Here is a 20,933-nt window from a genome sequence, read left to right as displayed (position 1 = left end):
TTTTTGATATTTACAAGTAAAGGGCGTGCTGACGCTTATGGCAACTGTGTTATCCAACGAACGTCTGACGGCTTCTGTATTCCGGCTTGCAATCGAAGGCAGCTTTCATGGTGAACCCGGTCAATTTTATATGCTCCGCTCCTGGGATAAATCCCCTCTTCTGTCCAGACCGATCAGTATCCATGATCTTACTTCAACAGCAATTACCTTTTTAATTCGCTTACATGGCGAAGGCACCCGTCTTTTATCCCGATTAACTTCTGGCGACCAGGTGACCCTATATGGCCCTTACGGAAACGGTTTTCCGAAGCCTGGCGGGAACGTTGCCCTTGTAGGCGGCGGCATGGGAATTGCTCCATTATTATTTAGCGCCAAGAGGTTTCCCTTTTCAAAAGTATTTCTTGGTTTTTCCGGCGAGCCGTTTGCCGTTGCTTCTTATCAAGCGCTTCATGGGGATGTTGTCTTCCAAAGCGGCGGAACGATTCTCGATGCGATCGACTTGAACAGCTTCGACAAGATCTATGCATGCGGTCCTCTCCCGATGATGGCGGAACTCAGGCGCCGGACCGCAGAAACAGCTGCCCAGCTCTACGTGTCCATTGAAAAAAGGATGGCCTGCGGCATCGGCATCTGCAATGGCTGTACGATTAATGTAGGAACCGGCAATCACAAGGCGTGCACGGTCGGACCCGTCTTTCCAGCCGAGGAGGTGGACTTCGATGAACTGCTTGAGCTCTGAATTAGCCGGAGTAAAGCTTCGCAATCCCATTTTAATGGCATCCGGAACTTTTGGTTTCGCCACCCCTGTCGCGAAGTTGTATCCGCTAGATAAACTTGGCGGAGTTGTCACGAAAGGGCTAACTGCAACACCCAGAAGCGGCAACAAGGGAACACGGCTATGCGAAACGCCTTCCGGGCTTATGAACAGCATCGGATTGGAAAATCCGGGAATTCCTCGTTTCCTGTCCTCCGAATTGGATGAAATGACAAGGCTGGATACGAACATCATCATCAACTTGGGCGGCAGCTCCATCCAGGAATATGAGAAAGGCGCAGCCATGATTGAAGAAGCCTGCAAACAGCGGAAGTCGGATGGGAAAAGAAGCGCGGATTTGCTGGAGCTAAACATCTCATGCCCGAATGTGAAAGAAGGCGGGATGTTATTCGGATTGACGGCAGGACAAGCCCGTGAAGTCGTTCGAGTCGTACGCCAAACTACGAGTTTGCCGCTGCTGGTCAAGCTTTCCCCGAACGCGCAGGATTTGGTGCGGATAGCGGAAATGTGCGAGACGGAAGGCGCTGACGGCGTTTCATTAGTCAACACATTTCAAGCGATGGCGATCGATATCCATGCAAGGAAAAGCGTATTCCGGCATGGCTATGCCGGCTTGTCCGGTCCGGCCATCAAGCCGATCGCGCTGCGAATGGTGCATCAGGTAACGAAGGCCGTTACGATCCCGGTCGTAGGGATGGGCGGCATCAGCTCGGCCTCCGACATCTTGGAATTTATTATGGCTGGCGCCGCCGCTGTTCAAATTGGCACTTATAATTTCATGAACATTATGGCTGGCGCGTCTTTGGCGGATGAGCTGCAAACGCTGATGAAACAGGAAGGTATCTCCTCTTTGCAAGAGGTCCGCGGAATCGTTTAAAAGTTTGTGATTTTAATCACGTACAGATCGAACAGCTTTCGCTAGTATTAAACTCAACGAAGGATATATGTCCAAACAAGTGACATCCGGTCGCTTGACTAACCCACAAGGGGAGATCGACATGAAACAGATTATCGTACTCGGCGGCGGCTATGGCGGTGTATTAACTGCCAAAAAGCTGGCCAATCAACTACGCAAGCATAAAGACGTTCAGATTACGCTTATCGACAGAAAACCTTACCACACCCTGTTGACGGAGCTTCATGAGGTTGCGGCAAACCGGGTGGAAGAAGATTCGATTAAGATAGACCTGAAAAAAATTTTCTCGGGTTTCCGCAATGTCAAAGTCGTTCTCGATGAAATTAACGGCATTAACTTCGATAACCAAACGTTGCAAGGGGAACGGGCTTACGCCTACGATTACCTCGTCATCGGCACAGGCAGCAAACCTACCTTCTTCGGAATTGCCGGCGCCGATCAACATGCCCTTACGCTCTGGTCCTATGAAGATGCGGTTCGTTTGAAGGAGCATACTCAGCAAATGTTCCGCAAGGCGGCCAAAGAACGGAATCCGGAAGCGCGGAAGGAAATGCTCACTTTTGTTGTCGTCGGCGGAGGTTTCACCGGCGTTGAAATGATCGGCGAGCTGGCCGAATTTACGGTTGAGCTGTGCAAAGAGTTTTACATCGATCCGGCGGACGTGACTTTGCACGTCGTCGATATGGTCGATAAAATACTTCCGATCCTTCCCGAGCAGCTCATTCGCAAAGCCGAGAAGCGGCTTCGCAAAATGGGCGTCAATATCATTACAGGCTCCAAAATTACGGAAGTGACCGAACACGGCGTTCGTGTAGGCGAGCAGGAGCTAAAATCCCGCACCGTCATTTGGACCGCCGGCGTCGAAGGCTCCGATCTCGCAGGCAATCTCGATGTCGAGCAAAAGGGTCGCAAACGGATTTTAACGAATGAAAAGCTGCAAGTACCGACGCATAACAATGTTTACGTCGTCGGCGACAACATTTTTTATATCCCTGAAGGCGCCGCGGCGCCCGTTCCGCAAATGGTGGAAAATGCGGAGCTGGCCGCCCCGATTATCGCGCATAACATCGTTGCCGACATTAAACATAAACCGATGAAGGCATACAAGCCGACTTTCCACGGCACGATGGTTTGTATCGGCAGCCGTTACGGCGTCGCCAATGTCGGCCTGCCGGACAAAATGTTCCGCTTGAGCGGTCTTCCCGCCATGGCTGTCAAACACTTGATCAACATGGTTTATCTGTTCCAGGTGTGCGGCTTCAACAAAGTGTATCATTACGTTCTTCATGAATTTATCCATGTACGGAATAATCGAAGCTTTGTTGGCGGACATTTCGCCAAACGCTCGCCGAATTTCTGGCTCTTCCCGCTTCGCGTTTTCACAGGCGTTATGTGGTTCCTGCAAGGCGGGGACAAGATGCTTAAAATGATGGACGACCCGAATCACATCTTCCTGTTGCCTTCCAAGTGGGCGGACGGAACATCGGGCGCAAGCGTCGTAGCGGATGAAGCCGCGGGCTCCGCGCAAGCTGCTGTTACCGCCCTTCCGGTCCCCGATTTTATGAAATCGATGGTGGATTGGTCGATGGATCTCATGTTTTATAATGCGGACGGCGGGTTCACCTGGCTTGCTTATGTATTCCAGGCCTCGATGGTAGGCGCGGAAATCATTGTCGGGCTGCTTCTTATTGCCGGATTGTTTAGCGCACCGGCTGCAGTCGTATCGGTGGCAATGGGTATTATGGTTTGGGTATCGGGTACGGCTCCGACGGAAATGTTATGGTATCTGGCCGCAGGCATTGCTTTGATCGGCGGCTCGGGCAGCACGCTCGGTCTGGATTATTATGTGCTTCCGCGCTTGAAGTCGCTGTGGAAGAAACTCCCGATCGTGAGACGCTGGTATATCTATACAGACTAAGGCATCTCGGAGAGTAATGTGTCTGGAGACATATTACTCTCTCTTTATCTGAGACTACATGAAACGGGAGAGGGTACTATGGCAACAGATATGAAGCTTCTGTACGACACGATCAGCATGCTTCGGCATCATATCGAATCCGATACGGCAATTACTCTCGATGCGGAAGATGCCGACGAATGGATGAAGGATATGATCAAGCTTCTTCATATGTACAATATAACGGCTTCCCGCAAGATGACTCTTCTGGGCTGTTATGTTCTGTTGCGGCTTGCCGTCCGAAAACATCGGGAGCTTGCCCTGCATGATAACGCCGCGCTCACTCGCAGCATATTGGAAGGCGATTACTTATTCGGTCTTTATTATCGTTTCGGCGTACAACGCAAAGAGTGGAAATTGCTTTATCATTTAGCCCCATTTTATAAAAAAATGCAAATTTCGCTTCACGAGGATAAACCGTTGCAGCCGATGCTGACCGAGCTTAGGGAAGAACTCCACACCTATTTGGAGAAGCACTGCGCTTAAAGGGGACAATACTATGAAACTGGATGAGGCGCTTCATATTGATTTGGGAGAAATCGATCATACGCTGCGAACGATCGTCGAAAGCGATCCTTCGTTATCCCATGATTCCGACATACGCAAACACGTGCTGAGGCTCATAGCCGCCGGCGGCAAACGATTGCGGCCCATGATGGTTATCGTTGGAAGCCGCTTTGGAAAGCCCGGCCCCCATTACAAAAATTCCGTTCTGCGGGCTGCCGCATTGCTTGAATATGTGCACACCGCGTCGCTTATCCATGACGATATTATCGATCAATCGGAGTTGCGGCGCGGCGTACCGACGCTCCATGCCGCAACAGACGTCCGCTCCGCCGTCTTTACCGCTAATTATATGATGGCACGCGCAATCGAATGGGCTTCGGCAGATGCAAGTGACGAAGACCAATCCGAGATGGCTGCGACCCGTATCCCCGCTCTTGCTTCCATTGTAACCGAGCTTTGTCTTGGAGAGTATGGACAGCTCCGCGACCGATTTAACTTCAAGCTGTCTATCGAAGCATATATGGACAAGACCAGACGCAAGACCGCGCTGTTGATGGCCCACTGCTTGCGCGCGGGCGCCGAAGCCACGTACGCCAATCCTTATATAGGCGATAAGCTGTTTGCCTTTGGAGAAGCTTTAGGCATGGCTTTTCAAATCCGCGACGATGTGCTCGATTTTGCCGAATCAAACCTGGCCATAGGGAAGCCGACAGGTGCGGATTTGCGAAATGGTATTATCACTCTCCCGGTGCTGTATGCGATGGAGGATCCGAATCTCGCCAGTAAACTGCTCCTTTTATCGCAACAATCCTCGGAGAGCGACATGGATGAGGTTATCCAGCTTATTAAGGAAAGCGGAGCGGTCGATCGCGCTTCGTCGATCGCCGATACCTTTACGCTTCAAGCCCGCGAACTGGCTGTATGCCTGCGCGACTATCCCGCCAGCCAAGACTTGCTCCGCTTGACCGATTATTTCACCGCTTAACAAAATTACCTTAACGGGTGGTCGGAAGTTGATATCCTCGAGTATACCTCTCCTGCTGACCTATGATTGACGGTAGAGGCGCTTACTCTCCGGTTAACACCACCCCTCGAGCGGGGGAGCGAACCGACTTTTATAGCGGAGATATCCGCTTTATTGGGCTGCGCTGGGGGCGAACCGACTTTTATAGCGGAGAAATCCGCTTTATCGGTGTAAACCGAGCACAATGCGACGCTGGCTGGGGTACGGAGGCATTTGTGTATGAAAAACCGACCACAATGCGACGCTGGGGGGTACGGAGGCATTTGTGTATGAAAAAGCGACTACAATGGGGCGCAGACAGACTTGGGCGAGCATTTGTGTATGAAAAACCGAGCACAATGCAACGCTGGCGGGGGTACGGAGGCATTGTGTATGAAAAAGCGACTACAATCGGGCGCAGACAGACGTGGGCGAGCAAATGTGTATGAAAAACCGAGCACAATGCGACGCTGGTGAGGGCACGAAGGCAATTGTGTATGAAAAACCGACCACAATGTGGCGCTAGCGGTGGTACGGAGGGATTTGTGTATGAAAAACCGAGCACAATGCGACGCTGGCGGGGGACGGAGGCATTTGTGTATGATAAACCGAGCACAATGCGAAGCTGGCGGGGGTACGGAGGCATTTGTGTATGAAAAACCGAGCACAATGCGTCGTTGGCAGGGGTACGGACGCAATAATGTTTAACAAAATCCCCGCAAAAAAGGGATCGCCCTTTAACCGGCGATCTCTTTCCGCATGGATTCTTTTATTAGACCATTAACGCCGCAACGATCATCGTTCCTCCGACTATTTGATAAATCATAACCGTTGCTGCGTTGGCTTTTATAAACCTCGATAAGTTGTTCAGATTTGCCGCTGCCGTCCTTACGGATCCAATGGCAAGCGGGAGCGAAGCGAAGCCAAGCAGCCAATACGGATTGCGTTGTACGATCACAAGGACAATCAGACTTGCATAAGCGCTTGCGTACAAGATCGCATACAGTTTAATGCCGGCTTCTTTGCCGATCCGTACGAGCCAATTGCGTTTCTCCCCCTTCATATCCGCCTCGTAATCCGGGTACTGATTAATCCACAGCACATTGGTAATCAGAAATGCCAGAGGAACACCCGTGAGCATGACCTGCCAGTCCAGACTGCCCGTAAGCATGACATACATGCCGCCAACGATTAGCGGGCCAAAGGTTAGGCCGACGGCAATCTCGCCTAATCCGTTGTAGTTTAGCTTAAACGGCGGCAAGCTGTAAAATACGGCTAATATCCCGCCTGCCATACCGATCCAGAAGACAGTCGGTTCCCGAAAGACAGCGATGGATACTCCGATCCAAAACGCCGCTGCCAGTGTCAGAAAAGCAATGATCGCCGTTTCGATAATCGACAGCTTGCCATCAACAATCGTCTTTTTGCCGCCGCTAAACGGATTGCGGTTGTCGGGCGTAACATACTGGTCTACTCCTGTTAAAAAATCCACAAATTCATTCACGGCGTTTTTGCCGATTTCGATCAGATAGATCCCGATCAGCGCAAGGCCGAACCACCCTAAGTGAACCGTTCCGGTATGAGCGTAAGCCAGGGCGCCGCCCACTAGCATCGGCACGGTCGATGCAATCCAGATTTTCGGGTCGGCCAGCTGCCAGAAGCCGCTCCATAATCTTTTGAGTTCAGCAGACATATGCCTCTCCCCCATTTAATTAATTGATATAACCACCACGGATGCCAGAGGTACAAGGAACAACAGCAGGAACACGGTGTCTCGAGCCTTCCAGCTCAAGGTATGAATAGCCGATCTCGGGGCGCCTAACCGATAGCCGCGCGCTTCCATGGAGTCGGCCAGTTCGATCGCCCGGCGGAAGGCTCCCGCCATGACAGGCACCATCAAGGAGAGAATCAGTCTCGCCCGCTGCTTGAGCGGCTTGCCCGTCAAGTCCAGCCCTCTGGATAGCTGGGCCTTCCAGATACGCTCCGCTTCTTCGAATATCGTCGGAATAAATCGAAGAGCAATGCCGACCATAAGCGCAGCCTTCTCCGGATGAAACCCGACCGCCCGCAATGGCTTCATCATGCTGCCAAGTCCCTGCGTCAACCGATCAGGCTCTGTGGTAAACGAGATCATTGCGGCCAATGCAACAAAAATCACCATCCTCGCTGCGGATATCAACCCTTTTTCCAGCCCCCCTGCGTAGATGGCAAATGGGCCTACATCAATAAACCGCGCACCTCCCCGCTCGAAGGCCAGATGGAAAATAACTATAAATAAAATAATAAAGAGAAGGGGCTTTACCGCCCGGGCAAAATACGATAGAGGAATATTCGTACTCTTTATCATGAAGAGCGAAAAGGTTAACATAACGAGGACAGCCGCATAAGAGTCCGTTAAAAATATGGCGCACATAAAAAGCAGCATGGCGGTCATCTTGGATCGGGGATCCAGCCGATGTATCCACGAATCTCTATCGATGTATCGCCCGAACACCATTCTTGTACGCATATAGATCCCCTCCACTCATGGCTGCGTTATTTAGCAGCAGTCCCTTGATCCAGGCAGCCGCCTTCTCCGGATTGAGGTATTCCTCCGGGAGCGGCGCGTGAAATTGCTCGGATAAAGCCAGCATCAGCCGAATGGATGGGGGCAATACTATGCCCGCTTCTGCGAGCAGCTCCGGCTGTCTCAACAATAAGCCCGAATTTCCTTGAACAACCGCCTTGCCATGATGAATGACAACGTATTGATCGGCGTACGGCAACACCTCTTCCAGACGGTGCGTCACGATTATGATCGTTTTGCCCTGCAGCCGAGAGAGGTTATGCAGCAGCTCCAGGAGTTCCTTCCGACTTTCCTGGTCCAGCCCGGAGGTTGGCTCATCCAGCACAATGATATCCGGATCAGCCGCCAGCACGGCAGCGATTGCCGCCTTTCTCATCTGCCCCCCGCTTAGCTCAAAAGGACTTCGCTGCAATAACGAGTCGTCCAGGCCAAGCAATGCTGCAGCCTTTCGCGCCAACTCGGCAGCCTCCTGCTTCGAGTAACCGAAGTTGAGCGGCCCAAATTGAAGATCGTCTTGTACCGTAGCTTCAAATAGCTGCTGCTCCGGGAATTGAAAGACAAGCCCCACTCTCTTACGTAATCCGGCTAATGTCCTGGCCCGCAATTTACGCTCGGAACGTCCGTTCTTCCCGGTATTTGGCCCCAGATGAAAATTCAAAATCGCAAGCGATCCTTCCGCAGGCTGCAATAGTCCGTTTAAATGCTGCAGCATGGTTGATTTGCCCGAGCCGGAAGCGCCTATAATGGCCGTAAACGACTTTTCCTTCAACGTAACAGTGAGATCGCTTAGTCCTAACCGCGAGAACAACTTGCCATCCTCGTATTTGTAAGTGACGTTTTCGAAATGAATGCCCATAGCTCCTTCTGCACCTCCTCCTCGGTAAAGCGCTCGCTGATCCCGATCCCCTGGCGCTGCAGCTCTCTGCACAGCTGCAGCATATAGGGCGTTTGCAGCCTGCATTTGCTGCGCCATTCGTCGCGGATCAGAAGTTCCTCCGGGCTTCCGTCGCCGATCACGCTGCCGTCCGCGAGCATAATGATACGCTCCGCTTCCAGCAGTTCGTCCGTGTCGTGAGTGACCGTGATCAACGTATATCGGTTTACCGCGTGCAGCTGTTTCATAATGCCCAGCACTTCGCGCCTCGAGCCCTCGTCAAGCATCGACGTAGCCTCGTCGAACAGGATAATTCGCGGCTCCATCGCAAGCACGGAGGCAATGGCGACGCGCTGCTTCTGACCGCCCGACAGGGAGGAGGGATGACGCCCAAGAAGGTCAGTTATGCTCAGCAGCTCCGCGTATTGATGGATGCGGCTGCGGATCGCTTCCGGCTCCAAACATCGATTGGCCATCCCAAACGCGATATCCTCCGCTACCGTCTGCCCCACAAATTGATTATCGGGGCTCGCGAATACGAAGCCGATGCCCTTCCTGATTTCCCAGACAGTATCCTCCGCAAGGGTTAAACCATTGATCGTGACGGAGCCTTCATCGGCAAGCAACAGACCGCTTATCAGCCTCAGCAGAGTCGACTTGCCGGAGCCGTTCATCCCGGTAATGCCAAGCCATTGTCCTGCCGGAATTTCGAGCGAGATGTCGGATAATACGGGCGCACCCGAGAACGGAAGACCGATCGTTACACGGGACAGAAGGACGGCTAACGGTTCCACACGCTTAATGTCTCTCATCGTCCTCCCCCTTTAATTTGCGACTGCGGCATGCGGAACCACTCGATTCGATTCATGGAGGCGATCAGCTTCCCCGATACCAATCCGACAAATAGGCCGGTAATGATGCCCGACACCAATAGAAAAGGCAAATAATAAAAAATTTTGGTTGTATTCAGTACAATGGCAGCCGCCGCAAGCTGCCCCAGATTATGAGCGATGCCGCCCATGACGCTAACCCCGAGCAGGCTAAAGCTGTTGCGCCCGAGTTTCAGCATCAGGTACATGATCAGAAAGCTTCCAAGCGCCCCGAGTACACTGAACAGAAAGGTCGAGAAGCTGCCCAATATAAACGAAGTGAGAAGCGTCTTTAACAGAATAAGCGACAGCGCGTCTTTGACCGTAAATAAGTACAGGCAGGTTAACACCATAATATTTCCAAGGCCGAGCTTCGCTCCCGGCACCGCAACGGCAAAAGGAATGAGCGATTCCACAATACCGAGTACAACCGCAACGGAAGCGAATATGGATATGACCACTGTTCTGCGAAGCTCATCCCGTTCAGAATACAACCGCATCGACATCATCTCCGTTTCCGTCCGCACCGATTATTTCAACGAATATTCGGTTCGGCAAACAAACAATGGTGCCTCCTTTACGATGGACATGCCCAAAACCCAGACATAACTGGTCGGGACAATCCGCTTCGATCATTTCAATTCCGTTATCGGATATCCGAAGCAGGTTGTAGCCGCGGCTTGTTTCGATTTCAATCTCATGGGCAGACTCCGTTAATTCAACCGTGCGGTAATGCTCTCCATTTACCGTAATGACAGCCGAAGCCGACGCGCCGGAAGTTTCTTCGTTCGCAAGGAACGGTACGATGAACCACGCCAATACGCCGAGCAGCACCACTCCAATCCAAATATCTCCTTTTTTCATAATCCATCGCTCCGTTCCTTTGTACATACTTTCATTATGATTTTTTCCTTATACGGGAACTATGATATTTCTCACTTTCTCGTCACGGACGATCTGATACGGTTAGAACAAATAACGAATGAGAAGAGGCCGCATATGAAAACGATACAGCGAAAAGTTGCCGTAGCCGTTCTGCCCGCTCTTATTATGCTGCTGTTCGCAGCGGGCTGCGGCAGCGACTCGGGCGACGAGTCGAATGCGAAGAGGTCGGAACCGCAATCTCATACTTATTATATTTTTGACACGGTCGTTACTCTGCGCGTGTATGATGATCGGATGACGAGCCAACACTTTGAGGAAGTCAACGAAATATTAGAGCGTATTGATCGGGAGATGAATCGTCAACGAGAAGACAGCGAGCTTGCGGAAGTGAATGCTAAAGCAGGGAAATCAGCTGTAACGGTCTCGGAAGAGACGATGCAGGTGATTCAAGCGGCAATGGTATATGCGCATTTGTCAGAAGGCAAATTTAATCCGGCAATCGGCCCGCTTGTCGATTTATGGGGAATCGGCAACGAAGGGGCCTCTGTCCCCAAACAGAAGTTGCTTAACGAGAAGCTTGAGCTTATAGATTTTAAAGATGTCGTTATAGATGAAGCCAATCGGACTGTTCGCTTGAATAGAGCCGGAATGGCGTTGGATTTGGGCGGCATCGCAAAGGGATACGCCGCTGATGCGATTGCCGATTATTTAAAGAGCGAGGGCTTTAACAGCGCGATTATTGATCTCGGCGGCAATATTATGGCCTTGGGCAACAAACCGAACGGGAGCCAGTGGAATATCGGTATACAAGAGCCTGACGAGCAGCGCGGTCAACAGGTAGGCTCCATCAAAGTCAGCAACCAGACCGTTGTCACTTCCGGCGTCTATGAACGATTTTTCAAAAAAGACGGTCGGCTTTATCATCATATTCTGGATACAAGCACCGGCTTCCCCGTTCAAAATGGCCTGCTCAGCGTAACGCTTGTGACGAATTTGTCCATCGATGCGGATGCCCTGTCAACGACGGCCTTCGCGATGGGGGCCGAGGAGGGCAAAACATTTATCGAATCTCTCGAAGATGCCGAAGCCATCTTTATTACGGAGAACAAGGATGTCATCGTAACCTCCGGTCTCGCAGGGCGGTTCAAATTAACAAACAAGGATTACCGGCTGGTCGAATGACTTTCGGATTATGCAGGCGCCATAGGTCAAATTATCCTTTACTTCTTTTGCCGAATTTGATTTGCACCCGTTTGCGAAGTTCAAAAATCGTGAGTGCGCCAATAAACCAACTCATCAGACCCAATAGCAGGCTTAACCACCAAGAGCCTGTAAGCTGCAAGGCATACAGCACGGTGACCACGCATATGGCACAACCCGTCATGCCGAATACAGAACCTTTCGCAATTTCCGATGCCTTCCCGGAACCCTGGCTGATTCCGACCATAAGTACCGCAACGACCATAACGGCGGGAAACGCGGCGAATATTCCTCCGAGCGTTTCCCATGGCAGCAGAGCGGACGCGATATAACTAAGCGCTACGGCAATTCCGCCGATCAGAAATCGGAGCAAAAAATCCTTTATACTCATCTCGTATCACCTCTTAAAGTTCATGTTCTTTGAACAACCTCTTATACTATAAAAACCATATATGAAATCGAAAACGAAACAAGGAACCAACCGAGCACCGACAGGGTCAGTCCCCTCTTCCATCCCTGCCTTGCGACCAAAACACCTGCTGCAAGCGCGCAGACGATATTGATTGCCATCCCAATCAATGCTCCTTGCGACAAAACAATCGATTGCCGAATCAGATCGTAGCCGGAATGATCCCATCGAATTGTCAGCAGCGCCGCCAAAAAAACGACCGGAAATGCCGCAAAAATCCCTCCGAATACGCCTCCGACCCGCTTGGCGATCAACGAGGCGACTGCAACGGCGGTGCCGCCAAGAATAAACCTCAGCAAAATACCGATAAAAGAAACGGAAAGCATGGGCATTCTCCTCCACTAACTTCGTGATTATTTTCACGTATTTATCTATATCGAGAAATTAGCCCCATTATAATCTTTACGCTCGCGATAGACTGTTAGGTAAATCACAGAACCCGGCAGGCGTCTCCGGCGCAAAGTCTCAAGTACGCAGCTGATTGGAAGTCGCAAATTGCGAGGCTGCCGCGTAACGGACAGGTGCGACGTTATTCTTCGATATTTAAGGTTTTCAAAAATCTAACAGACACACGCGACCTTATTTTGCACCATCATCGCGCATATTGGCTCCATTACGACCCAATAGCGTTTTTCCTGTCTGTTAGATTTGGTTTTGGTTAAAAATCGGACAAATAGCGTCGCTGGTGTCTGTTACATATTCAACGGCTTTTAATCCGTGGGCGCACAAGCGACCGTTTCCGTCTCCACTCTCGCGATTCCGCCGGGCTCCAGTTGGCTTTCCGAATAGGAGGCCATCATCCGCCGTCCAAGGTGAAACGGCCACGCCATCTTTTGGCAGCGCAGCGGGTTTCATTCCGTAATTGATCCCATTAAATAGGCAGGAAAAGAGGCTGTTCAAGATGAATAAGAAATGATTGGCGTTCGTTACGACACTTGGCTTCGGCACATGTTTTCCGTATGGCTCCGCCACAAAATTATCCTACAATTGAAAAAGGGGATTCTAACATGCGAATAACCGAATGGAACGGCTATGAGAGGATCGAGTTCGAATTAGATGGCAAGGAAGGTCTTGTCGTGTTGCCCCATACGTTTGCGCAAGGCAGGCCTTGGGTGTGGAGGGCCGAGTTTTTCGGCGATTTCGACCATGCGGACATGGCTTTGCTGGAACAAGGATATGCCCGAGCTTACTACAGACAGAACGATATGTACGGTTGCCCGGACGCCGTGGAGGGGATGCGCAGGTTCCAGACCTTCGTTACTCGTGTGTTCGGCTTGTCGGAGAAAACGATTCTGTTCGGCTTCAGTCGCGGCGGGTTGTATGCCTTTAACTACGCGGCGACTTACCCGGATCAGGTAGAGCTGCTGTATCTGGACGCTCCCGTGCTCGACATTCGAAGCTGGCCTGGCGGCAAAGGCGTCGGTCCGGGCGCAGAACGCGAGTGGCGGGAATGTCTGGCCGCATATGGGCTGTCGGAGGAAGAAAGCGTCTATGCCGAGGTCTCTCCGCTGAACAAGATCGAAGCGGTTGCGGCGGCAGGCATTCCCATCCTGCTCGTGGCCGGCGATGCCGACGAGCTTGTGCCGTACTCGGAGAATGGCGCTTTGCTCGTTCCGCGATACCGCGGTCTGGGCGGAACCATCATCGATATCGTAAAGGAAGGCGTCGGCCATCATCCGCACAGCTTGGAGGATCCGGCGCCGATCGTCGCGTTCGTAAGGGAGCATGCGAAACGGCATCACTCAAGCGAGTAATAAGCCCTCTCGTGTGGGATGTTGAAAGGGCAAGTTAACCAACTTCTGAGCCCGGCGCCGTTGTACACATCGCCTGTCTCGTCGAGAAAACAAAAGGAGACGGCCAAGCGCATCGATTCGCGCATAGCCGTCTCCCCTTATTCGGTCACTATTGCATCTTTATTCTCTGTTGCGGCAATACTACCCGATTGCTCAAATACCGCTCCTTCGTCCCGCCCGGCGCAACCGGCAGCGCGACGGAGATGGTTTCGCCGCCCGCTTCCAACGATGCTCCTACGGAATCAGCTATTCGGTCGGCGGAAGCTACCGGCAGTTCTTCGCCCTCTCCGAGCAAACCAAGCTGGAACATCCACGCCGCTTCCTTAACCTCATGAAAATCAAAATCCCGCTCTTCTCCGGCATACAGAACGTAATCCAGATACAACGCCCTATTATCCGCTTCCGGCACACCGTCGGCTTCCGGATGAGCGGAGTCCGCTCCGATCCCCAGCGACAACTGAAGTCCGCCATAATCGCAACGTTCCTGCAGAAGCCGGACGGCTAACGTATACTCGCCGAAACGGAGCTGTACCCGGTGGCCATCTTCGTCGACCAGCGGCTCGAGCCCCTCCCGCGCTCCGCCGACTTTAAAGCGAATGCGCAGATCGCTGCTCCGGAACCGACCGTTGATGATGTCCAGATCGGAGTGCCAAGCGCCGTTGTCGGTCAGCAAATTAAAGCCGAACAACGCATGCGGTCCCGTCTGCGCTCCCGCGAACATCGCCGAGCAGAAGTCCGCCCCGTCCTTCAGGAACTGCAGCTGCACGTAGGACGTGCACTCTCCCTCAAGCAAGTAGGCAACCAGATTGCGCCGCTGGTTCCACATGACGCCCTTGCTGAAGGTGCCAAGCGACAGCTTGTCATTGCGGTACAACGTCGCGTAGACCTGGTAACCCGCCTGTTCCTCCAGCAGCGTCGGCTCTGTCAGACTACGCGTCGCAAGAGACTGGAACAGCGGACGATGCTCCTTGGGACAGCGGATATTTTCGCCGAATTCGAAGATTTCGTCCAGCAGCGCCTCCTCCAGAAAAGCCCGCTCGTCTGGGCGCAGCCACGTGCTATAAGTACGGCTGTGCGGTCCGCTCCACTGCCCGGTGCCCGCATGATAATGTTCTCCGGCCATCCTCCACGCCAGATTTATCAGCTCGTCGGCATACCCAACGGCTTCAGCATTCGCGGAATAGGCGGTTATGCTGTGCAATTCCTTGATCGCAATCGGCGTATAACAAGGGCTGTTGTATTCCGAGAAGGTACCGATGCCGAACGTGAAATCATAGAACCTCTTGATGCGGGAAAGGCCATAGTCGCGGAACTCGGCGTTCTCGAGCAGTTCGCCGCCGACCAGCGTAACGAAAGCGCCCATGATTGCAATGTTCGTGTAATGCGGGCCGACATTACGTCGGATGATCGCTCTGCACGCATGCCCGATCGCCTCGCGCACCGATGTCGCCAATTCGGGCGACAGCTTCTCCTCATGTCTGACTAGCGTGACGATGAGCCGTTTGCCGTGAAAATCCGCCATATTCCAGTCCGGCCGATCCATCTCCGCCAGCGGCTCCTCGTAGAAGTACGGCCAGATGCCGTACGTCTCCGATTCCGGATTGCGGTCCTGCAGAGGCAAGACGGCTTTCAGGATGCGATTCGCCCGCGTGACGTCCTCCGGCTCGCCTGCCTCCAGCAAATAATAGGCATATTCTTCGGAGACAAGCAGACCGTACACCTCCGGCGTCGTCTCGCGTTTCAGCGCCGTATGGTAGGTGGCGGTGAGCGGGGTGCGAAGCAACTGAACGGTTTCGTCGAAGGTTTGAGCCTTTTGAATAATAAGCTCTTGAAGCCTCTCTCTATTCATCTCCGGCTTCTCCTCTCCGGATGGCCTCCGACAGCAGCATGAGCGTCAACCCTTGTCCGTACAACGTCGGATGAATCGGAATGGCGTTGTACGCCTCGATCGATTCCATGACCGGCGTCCCGCTGGAGACGCCGCCTACTTCGCCCCGATCGTCGATATGAGGCAATATCGCATGAAGCGCCTTCCTCGCGGCTGCCGCATACTTCTCTTCGTCCGGCAGCAAGCCCGACTCTGCGGCAAGCCATAGACCGCAAGCGATCCCCGCGCTGCCCGATATTTCCCTGTAATAATCCGGCCGATCGAGAACGGTGCTCCACAGGCCGTCCGGCTGCTGGAAGCCGACCAATCCATCCATCAGCCGCCGGTAACGCTCGCGCAGCTCTGCTTCGATCGGCACAAGCTGCTCGATCTCCTTGACAATCATAGGTACGCCGACCGCGATCCAGGCGTTAGCCCGCGTCCACCGTGCCGCGGACATATGATCTCCTGCCGCGCAATTCCAGCCATGGAACAACACGCCCGTCTCCGCGTCCTCCAACAGACGCAGATGCAGCAATACCTGCCGCTGTGCCTCTTCCGCATAAGCCTTGTCGCCAATAAGCGTTGCCGTGCGCGCTAGGAACAAGACCGCCATAAAAACAGTGTCCGCCCATACCTGCTCGGGAAAATTCGCGTTTTCCGTCACGGTATGCTCGAATGCCTGTTCACGCGTACGCGGCGCCTTCTCCACGATCCATTTTGCCACGCGCGCCGCCTCTTCCTTCAGCCATTCCTCCCCTGTCCGCTTATACAGAACCGGAAAAATCGCGTAAGGAGCCACCGCGTTAATGACGGGCTCCGGCGCAGCCTGATCCCTGTTGCGATTCACCCATTCCAGCAAATACGAACGGACCTCCGCCTCATCCGTCTTTTCCCCGTATTCGAGAAGCGCGATGACGCCGACGCCGGGTACCCAGTCCCACTTGTCGATATCCATCCCCCAGTTGCCGGAATGATCCTTTTTCATGTGCCCCCATACTTTGCCTGCTATCGCTTTCAAGTTCTCCATCATCTATTCACGCCTTTCGTATGCTGATGCCACTATCCTAACATTCGATGCAGGCATGCGCTTGGGGCGACATCCCGAAAAGGTGGGGAATCGTCCGGAAATGCCAATAAAGACGGCAACCGAGGCGGCTGCCGTCTTCTCTCATGGCGTACGTATACGATTGATTAGACCAAACTTCTACAGCTTAAACGGCTTAACGGATTCGTTCAGATCCACCGATAACGCCGTCAACTGCTGGATCGCAGCCGAAATTTCCTGCATTGACGCGCTTTGCTGCTCCGCCGAAGCCGCCACCTCTTGCGTGCCTGCCGCCTGCTCCTGCGTAATGCCGCCAATCTGCTGCATGGCTCCGGTAATGTCCGTAAAGGCGTTCTCTACCTTCTCCAGCGAGCCGGACATCTCGTTCGTATGGGCGGTGAATTGCGATACGCCCGAATAGATGTGCTTGAAGTTCTCGTGCGTGCCGTTGATCCACGTATGGCCAAGCTCGACCGCTTTGGTCCCTTCTTCGATGCTTTGCTTCACGAGATGGCTGTTCGCTTGCGTGCTGGAGATCAATTCGTTGACCGACTGCGCCGCTTGCGCGGACTGCGTCGCCAGCTTCTTCACTTCATCGGCAACGACCGCGAATCCGCGGCCTAGCTCGCCGACCCGCGCCGCTTCGATGGACGCGTTTAGCGCGAGCAGGTTCGTCTGCGTCGAGATCTCCGTAATGATGCCGATAATCTCGCCGATTTCGCTGGAGCGTGTCTCGAGCGCATCAGCCGCATGCTGCGATTGCAGCATGGCATGCTTGATCTCTTCCATCTGGCGGAGAGTACGGTCAACGAGCTCTTGTCCTTGTTCGGACTGGGAATGCACTTCCGTGGCAATCCCTTGGATATCCCTCATGCCGGCCGACACGTTCTTAATATCCGCGTCGATACTGTGGATGCCCGTCTGGCTGCCCGTTACGCTGTGCACGATATCCGTGATGCCTTGCGACATCCGGTCCGTCGATGCGGCAACTTGTTGCGCGCTCTGAGTGGATTCATCCACGGACTGGCGCAAATGTTTGCTTGTGTCCGCAATTAGCGTTGACGATGCAATGACCTGCTGGATCAGCATCTTCAGGCTGTTAATCATAACCCCGAAGGCGACCCCCAACTTGCCGATCTCGTCCTTGCTGTCGATCGAGAACTGGCTCTGCATGTCGCCGGCCGCCACTCGTTCGGCAGCCGTCATCAGCCTGCGCAGCGGGTTCGTAATGATCCGGCTGATCAAGACGGCAATCGCGCTGCCGACTACGAGCACGATGACGGAGATGATGACCGTCGTCAGGTTAGAGCTGGCAGCTGTCTCGGGCACGACTGAAGCGGACAAGTCGATGCCGAGAATGCCATACGCGCCGCCCGTATTGTCCGTGAGCGGCATGAAGATGGATTTATGCGTGCCGTATTCGTCCTCGTAGATCGGGCTGATCTTCGTTTGATTCTCGGCAATCGCCTCACGCATCTCTTCCGTAAATGGATACGGCGTACCATAATCGTCGGGAACGCCCGACAGGATCAGAATCCGTTCCACGCCCTGCGAGTTCGACAAAATATAGACGTTCTCCAAATGATGCTCCGCCTGAAGCTTCTCCAGCGTTTCTTTAATTACGGAATAAAGGGGATCATCCGCGCTGGCAAGCTCGACATCGCTTCCCGGTATTGCCGTGAGCGCGTTGTAGACAATCTTGATATCCGTCTGCAGCCGCATGTCGAACTGCTCCAGCAGCTTCTCCGACAGATTGCGCTGCGACAGGTAGCCGGAGACGGCGAACGCCGCGCAGGTAACGATTAGCAGGCTCAGAATGCTGATCGCGATTTTGACCGAGAGATGTTCTCTATACCAATTGAAATTAAACAAGGATTTTCTCATGCTCTTTCTCCTTCATGGCTAACCTTTCATAGGCCGCATACGTTTCCGTGATCTTTTGCTTCAAGAAATCGACGATGGCAGCTACGTCCGATGTTTGCGTGTAAGGCGAGATGACGAACAGCTTGGACGCATATAACGCGACGTCGCCGTTGCGTTCCGCCGTCGGTACGTATAGATGTTTTTTCGTATCGCCGAAAAACATCTTCTCGCGGTCCCTGCCGAGAATCTCGAACAGCATCTCGTTGAGCCGGTTCTCGCGTTCGATCTCCCGCTTGGTCCGCAATCCCTCGCACTCTGCCGCGTAACCGTTTTTGCGGTCGGTATAGAGGCGGAACAAAGTAATCAAGCCGGGGTTATTCGGGTTGACGATGACCGCCTCCGGCACCTCCGCGGAAAGCGTCTTGCGGAAGGCGATGTTGACTTCGACGAACTGGGCAAGCAGCTTCCGGTAGCCTTCGGCTCCGAAAGCCAGCAAGGCGCTCAAGATGCTGATGGAGCTGCCCATTCTGGAGCATTCCAGCGTGTAGCTCGTATGGTAGTCGCCGTAGCCGCGATGCCCTACATACGGAGTCTCGTCCGGCTCCAGATCGACCAGCTTCAAATCGGAGGCCTGTTTGACCAGAAACAAGCTGGTCGAGTATGGCGTCTGGCCAAGTTTCTGAAAGTCGAAGCAGAGCGAATCCGCCAAGCGCAAGTGCTGCATCCGCTCTCGGATCGCCGCAAGCGCGGCCAACGTCTCCTCTTCGAATTGCAGCGGGTTGCCCGCAAAGTCGTAGTCGTTAAAGAACGCGAAGAATCCGCCAAGCGCCGAATCCGCATGAATATGCGGCCTTCGCATGCCGTACTTTGCCGTCAGCGCCTCCGACGCGGCGGCAATCTCTTCGATGTTATCGATGCCCATGGCATCCGTCGTGGCCGTCGTCGCCACGATGTAGACCGGAACGCCGCCGCGAAGGATGACTTGCTCCATCTTCGCTTCGAGATCCCCCACGTCCATGGAGCTGTCCTCGCGCGTGCGTACTTTAATAAGGTTGTTCGTGCCGAGTCCTGTCGCTTCCATCGACTTAAACAAGCTGTAGTGCGCCGCCTCGGAGCAAAAAGCAAACAAATTGTGAGGCACGCCTGCCTTCTTAATGGAAGCATCATGTTTGTTGACGGCGATTCGCAGCCCCGTAAAGATCGCTCCTTGACCGCCCCAAGTCGTATAACCGCCGCTCTCCGACGGATTGTAACCGATTAGATCCGACATCATTGCGACAACTCTAACCTCGGCCTCCGCGCCGGCAGGGCCGTATACATCCCACAGGTTATTGCCGTTTACCATAAACGCGGTTAACATGCCAAGGATGCCCGGCGTGCTCGCCATTGGCAAAATATTGGTCAAAAAATATTTGGTATGATACGGATGTCCATGCAGCAGCTTAAGCAGTTCGACATTTACCTGGTCCAGCGGACGGCCGCCGTCCGGGATGCGGCTTGACGCCGTCAGCTCGCGATAGAAATGCTGCCCCCTCTCTTTTGTTCCTTTCAAATTAACGGCTTCGGGATCCTTTAACGCATCCACTCCTTCCACGATCTGCTTGACCAGCTCTATGAAATAATCTCTTTGCTGCAGGTTGCCGTCGTCGCTGGGAAATAAGGCACGAATATTCAAGTTCTCCATTCTCTCTACCTCTCTCCAATGTTTTTCTCTATGTTTTCTATAGGCAAAAAGAGGCATGCCTCTATGTGACCATAGGCATGCCTCCGTTAAAACTGTGCAACTGGCTGACATTTCCCCGTGAGAAGTAGTCCCTATAGCTTTGCGTCTCGCGCCTTTCGACGGATTTGCAGGTATATAGTTGTACAATGTGCCCAAATAATTTAGTAAACTTTTACAATGAATAGGAACATTCTACTACTAAACCGATCGGATATCAATAGTAGAAACTAGAGGATATTGTTAATTCCATTAAGAAATCATCAAATTGTCACATTCCTCCTGTTCGGTAAATGATTTCCCCAATATCCGAATCGTACATACTTGTCCCAGATAGATGCTGGCGGACTGCCGGCTGGAGCACGAAGGGAAGCTGGTCGGTTTGTGCGATTTTTCGTACACAGGAGGTCTTGGAAATCTATAAAGAGGTTCTATATCTGGGTAAGACGAAAGTGAATCCCATTCGCCACTATACTCTGCTAAGGGTAATATAGGATAGCAAAAAAACCTTTACCGTGTGCATTGGTTACCTTGCCATGCACGCGATAAAGGTTCTATTGATTTATGCAGCGACTATTTAATTCCACCCTACCGGGCCGTCCCCCTGCTTCGCGAAGCGTT

The 20,933-nt window shown here is 52.9% G+C and carries 19 protein-coding genes and 1 riboswitch; of the genes, 7 read left to right on the top strand and 12 right to left on the bottom strand.

The features are described 5' to 3' along the window. Positions 1 to 37 precede the first annotated feature (37 nt). The 5 genes from PAT3040_RS23865 (at position 38) to PAT3040_RS23845 (ending at position 5,140) form a co-directional block, all read left to right on the top strand. A complete protein-coding gene (locus PAT3040_RS23865; RefSeq protein ID WP_108994651.1) occupies positions 38 to 739 on the top strand; it encodes a dihydroorotate dehydrogenase electron transfer subunit in 702 nt (233 codons plus the stop codon). Continuing rightward, positions 720 to 1,652, top strand: a complete 933-nt coding sequence (locus tag PAT3040_RS23860) for a dihydroorotate dehydrogenase (RefSeq protein ID WP_108994650.1) — start codon at positions 720 to 722, stop codon at positions 1,650 to 1,652. Before PAT3040_RS23865 ends, PAT3040_RS23860 begins: the two co-directional genes overlap by 20 nt. Positions 1,653 to 1,773: 121 nt before the next feature. Further along, positions 1,774 to 3,609 carry an FAD-dependent oxidoreductase gene (locus tag PAT3040_RS23855; RefSeq protein ID WP_108994649.1) on the top strand — a complete coding sequence of 612 codons (1,836 nt, stop codon included), beginning with the start codon at positions 1,774 to 1,776 and terminating at the stop codon, positions 3,607 to 3,609. Between the two features lie 78 nt (positions 3,610 to 3,687). Further along, positions 3,688 to 4,134 (top strand): hypothetical protein, encoded by a 447-nt coding sequence (locus PAT3040_RS23850; protein WP_108994648.1) that lies wholly within the window; start codon positions 3,688 to 3,690, stop codon positions 4,132 to 4,134. Between the two features lie 13 nt (positions 4,135 to 4,147). Further along, positions 4,148 to 5,140, top strand: coding sequence for a polyprenyl synthetase family protein (locus tag PAT3040_RS23845; protein ID WP_108994647.1), 993 nt, complete (start codon positions 4,148 to 4,150; stop codon positions 5,138 to 5,140). 790 nt (positions 5,141 to 5,930) lie between these two features. On the opposite strand, the gene PAT3040_RS23840 is transcribed toward PAT3040_RS23845, so the two are convergent. The 6 genes from PAT3040_RS23840 to PAT3040_RS23815 are packed head-to-tail and all read right to left on the bottom strand — an operon-like array spanning position 5,931 to position 10,331. Then, positions 5,931 to 6,851, bottom strand: a complete 921-nt coding sequence (locus PAT3040_RS23840) for a prenyltransferase (RefSeq protein ID WP_108994646.1) — start codon at positions 6,849 to 6,851, stop codon at positions 5,931 to 5,933. A gap of 15 nt (positions 6,852 to 6,866) precedes the next feature. After that, entirely contained in the window at positions 6,867 to 7,667 is an 801-nt protein-coding gene (locus PAT3040_RS23835) for an energy-coupling factor transporter transmembrane component T family protein (protein ID WP_108994645.1), read from the bottom strand. Beyond that, on the bottom strand, positions 7,630 to 8,580 hold the full coding sequence (locus PAT3040_RS23830) for an ATP-binding cassette domain-containing protein (RefSeq protein WP_108994644.1): 951 nt from the start codon (positions 8,578 to 8,580) through the stop codon (positions 7,630 to 7,632). The genes PAT3040_RS23835 and PAT3040_RS23830 overlap by 38 nt, the downstream gene beginning before the upstream one ends. Then, on the bottom strand, positions 8,517 to 9,410 hold the full coding sequence (locus PAT3040_RS23825; RefSeq protein WP_108994643.1) for an ATP-binding cassette domain-containing protein: 894 nt from the start codon (positions 9,408 to 9,410) through the stop codon (positions 8,517 to 8,519). Before PAT3040_RS23825 ends, PAT3040_RS23830 begins: the two co-directional genes overlap by 64 nt. Continuing rightward, complete coding sequence (locus tag PAT3040_RS23820; protein ID WP_108994642.1) at positions 9,407 to 9,967, bottom strand: Gx transporter family protein; 561 nt, start codon at positions 9,965 to 9,967, stop codon at positions 9,407 to 9,409. Before PAT3040_RS23820 ends, PAT3040_RS23825 begins: the two co-directional genes overlap by 4 nt. Then, positions 9,951 to 10,331 carry a NusG domain II-containing protein gene (locus PAT3040_RS23815; RefSeq protein WP_108994672.1) on the bottom strand — a complete coding sequence of 127 codons (381 nt, stop codon included), beginning with the start codon at positions 10,329 to 10,331 and terminating at the stop codon, positions 9,951 to 9,953. Before PAT3040_RS23815 ends, PAT3040_RS23820 begins: the two co-directional genes overlap by 17 nt. Positions 10,332 to 10,466: 135 nt before the next feature. On the opposite strand from PAT3040_RS23815, the gene PAT3040_RS23810 reads away from it, so the two are divergent. Beyond that, positions 10,467 to 11,534 (top strand): FAD:protein FMN transferase, encoded by a 1,068-nt coding sequence (locus tag PAT3040_RS23810; RefSeq protein WP_108994641.1) that lies wholly within the window; start codon positions 10,467 to 10,469, stop codon positions 11,532 to 11,534. Positions 11,535 to 11,565: 31 nt separating this feature from the next. Here the strand turns inward: PAT3040_RS23810 and PAT3040_RS23805 are convergent, their stop codons facing one another. After that, a complete protein-coding gene (locus PAT3040_RS23805) occupies positions 11,566 to 11,943 on the bottom strand; it encodes a DUF3147 family protein (RefSeq protein ID WP_108994640.1) in 378 nt (125 codons plus the stop codon). 41 nt (positions 11,944 to 11,984) lie between these two features. Then, on the bottom strand, positions 11,985 to 12,347 hold the full coding sequence (locus tag PAT3040_RS23800) for a DUF3147 family protein (protein WP_108994639.1): 363 nt from the start codon (positions 12,345 to 12,347) through the stop codon (positions 11,985 to 11,987). 681 nt (positions 12,348 to 13,028) lie between these two features. Between PAT3040_RS23800 and PAT3040_RS23795 the strand changes: the two genes are divergently transcribed. Next, positions 13,029 to 13,775: an alpha/beta hydrolase family protein gene (locus tag PAT3040_RS23795; RefSeq protein WP_108994638.1), complete on the top strand. Its 747-nt coding sequence runs from the start codon at positions 13,029 to 13,031 to the stop codon at positions 13,773 to 13,775. A 148-nt stretch (positions 13,776 to 13,923) separates the two neighbouring features. On the opposite strand, the gene PAT3040_RS23790 is transcribed toward PAT3040_RS23795, so the two are convergent. The 4 genes from PAT3040_RS23790 to PAT3040_RS23775 all read right to left on the bottom strand — a co-directional run bounded on the left by PAT3040_RS23790 (position 13,924) and on the right by PAT3040_RS23775 (position 20,276). Beyond that, positions 13,924 to 15,663 (bottom strand): DUF8769 domain-containing protein, encoded by a 1,740-nt coding sequence (locus PAT3040_RS23790; RefSeq protein ID WP_108994637.1) that lies wholly within the window; start codon positions 15,661 to 15,663, stop codon positions 13,924 to 13,926. Then, positions 15,656 to 16,714 carry a glycoside hydrolase family 88/105 protein gene (locus tag PAT3040_RS23785; RefSeq protein WP_258235125.1) on the bottom strand — a complete coding sequence of 353 codons (1,059 nt, stop codon included), beginning with the start codon at positions 16,712 to 16,714 and terminating at the stop codon, positions 15,656 to 15,658. The genes PAT3040_RS23790 and PAT3040_RS23785 overlap by 8 nt, the downstream gene beginning before the upstream one ends. Positions 16,715 to 16,888: 174 nt before the next feature. Beyond that, a complete protein-coding gene (locus tag PAT3040_RS23780; protein ID WP_108994636.1) occupies positions 16,889 to 18,613 on the bottom strand; it encodes a methyl-accepting chemotaxis protein in 1,725 nt (574 codons plus the stop codon). Further along, on the bottom strand, positions 18,594 to 20,276 hold the full coding sequence (locus tag PAT3040_RS23775) for a pyridoxal phosphate-dependent decarboxylase family protein (RefSeq protein WP_108994635.1): 1,683 nt from the start codon (positions 20,274 to 20,276) through the stop codon (positions 18,594 to 18,596). The genes PAT3040_RS23780 and PAT3040_RS23775 overlap by 20 nt, the downstream gene beginning before the upstream one ends. Before the next feature lie 92 nt (positions 20,277 to 20,368). Then, positions 20,369 to 20,455: riboswitch (cyclic di-GMP riboswitch) on the bottom strand. Between the last annotated feature and the right edge of the window lie 478 nt (positions 20,456 to 20,933).

The organism is Paenibacillus agaridevorans (assembly GCF_003112455.1).
Classification (GTDB): Bacteria; Bacillota; Bacilli; order Paenibacillales; family Paenibacillaceae; genus Pristimantibacillus; species Pristimantibacillus agaridevorans.
Note: the sequence above shows the minus strand (reverse complement) of the source record. Positions and strands in the feature narration are given on the sequence as shown.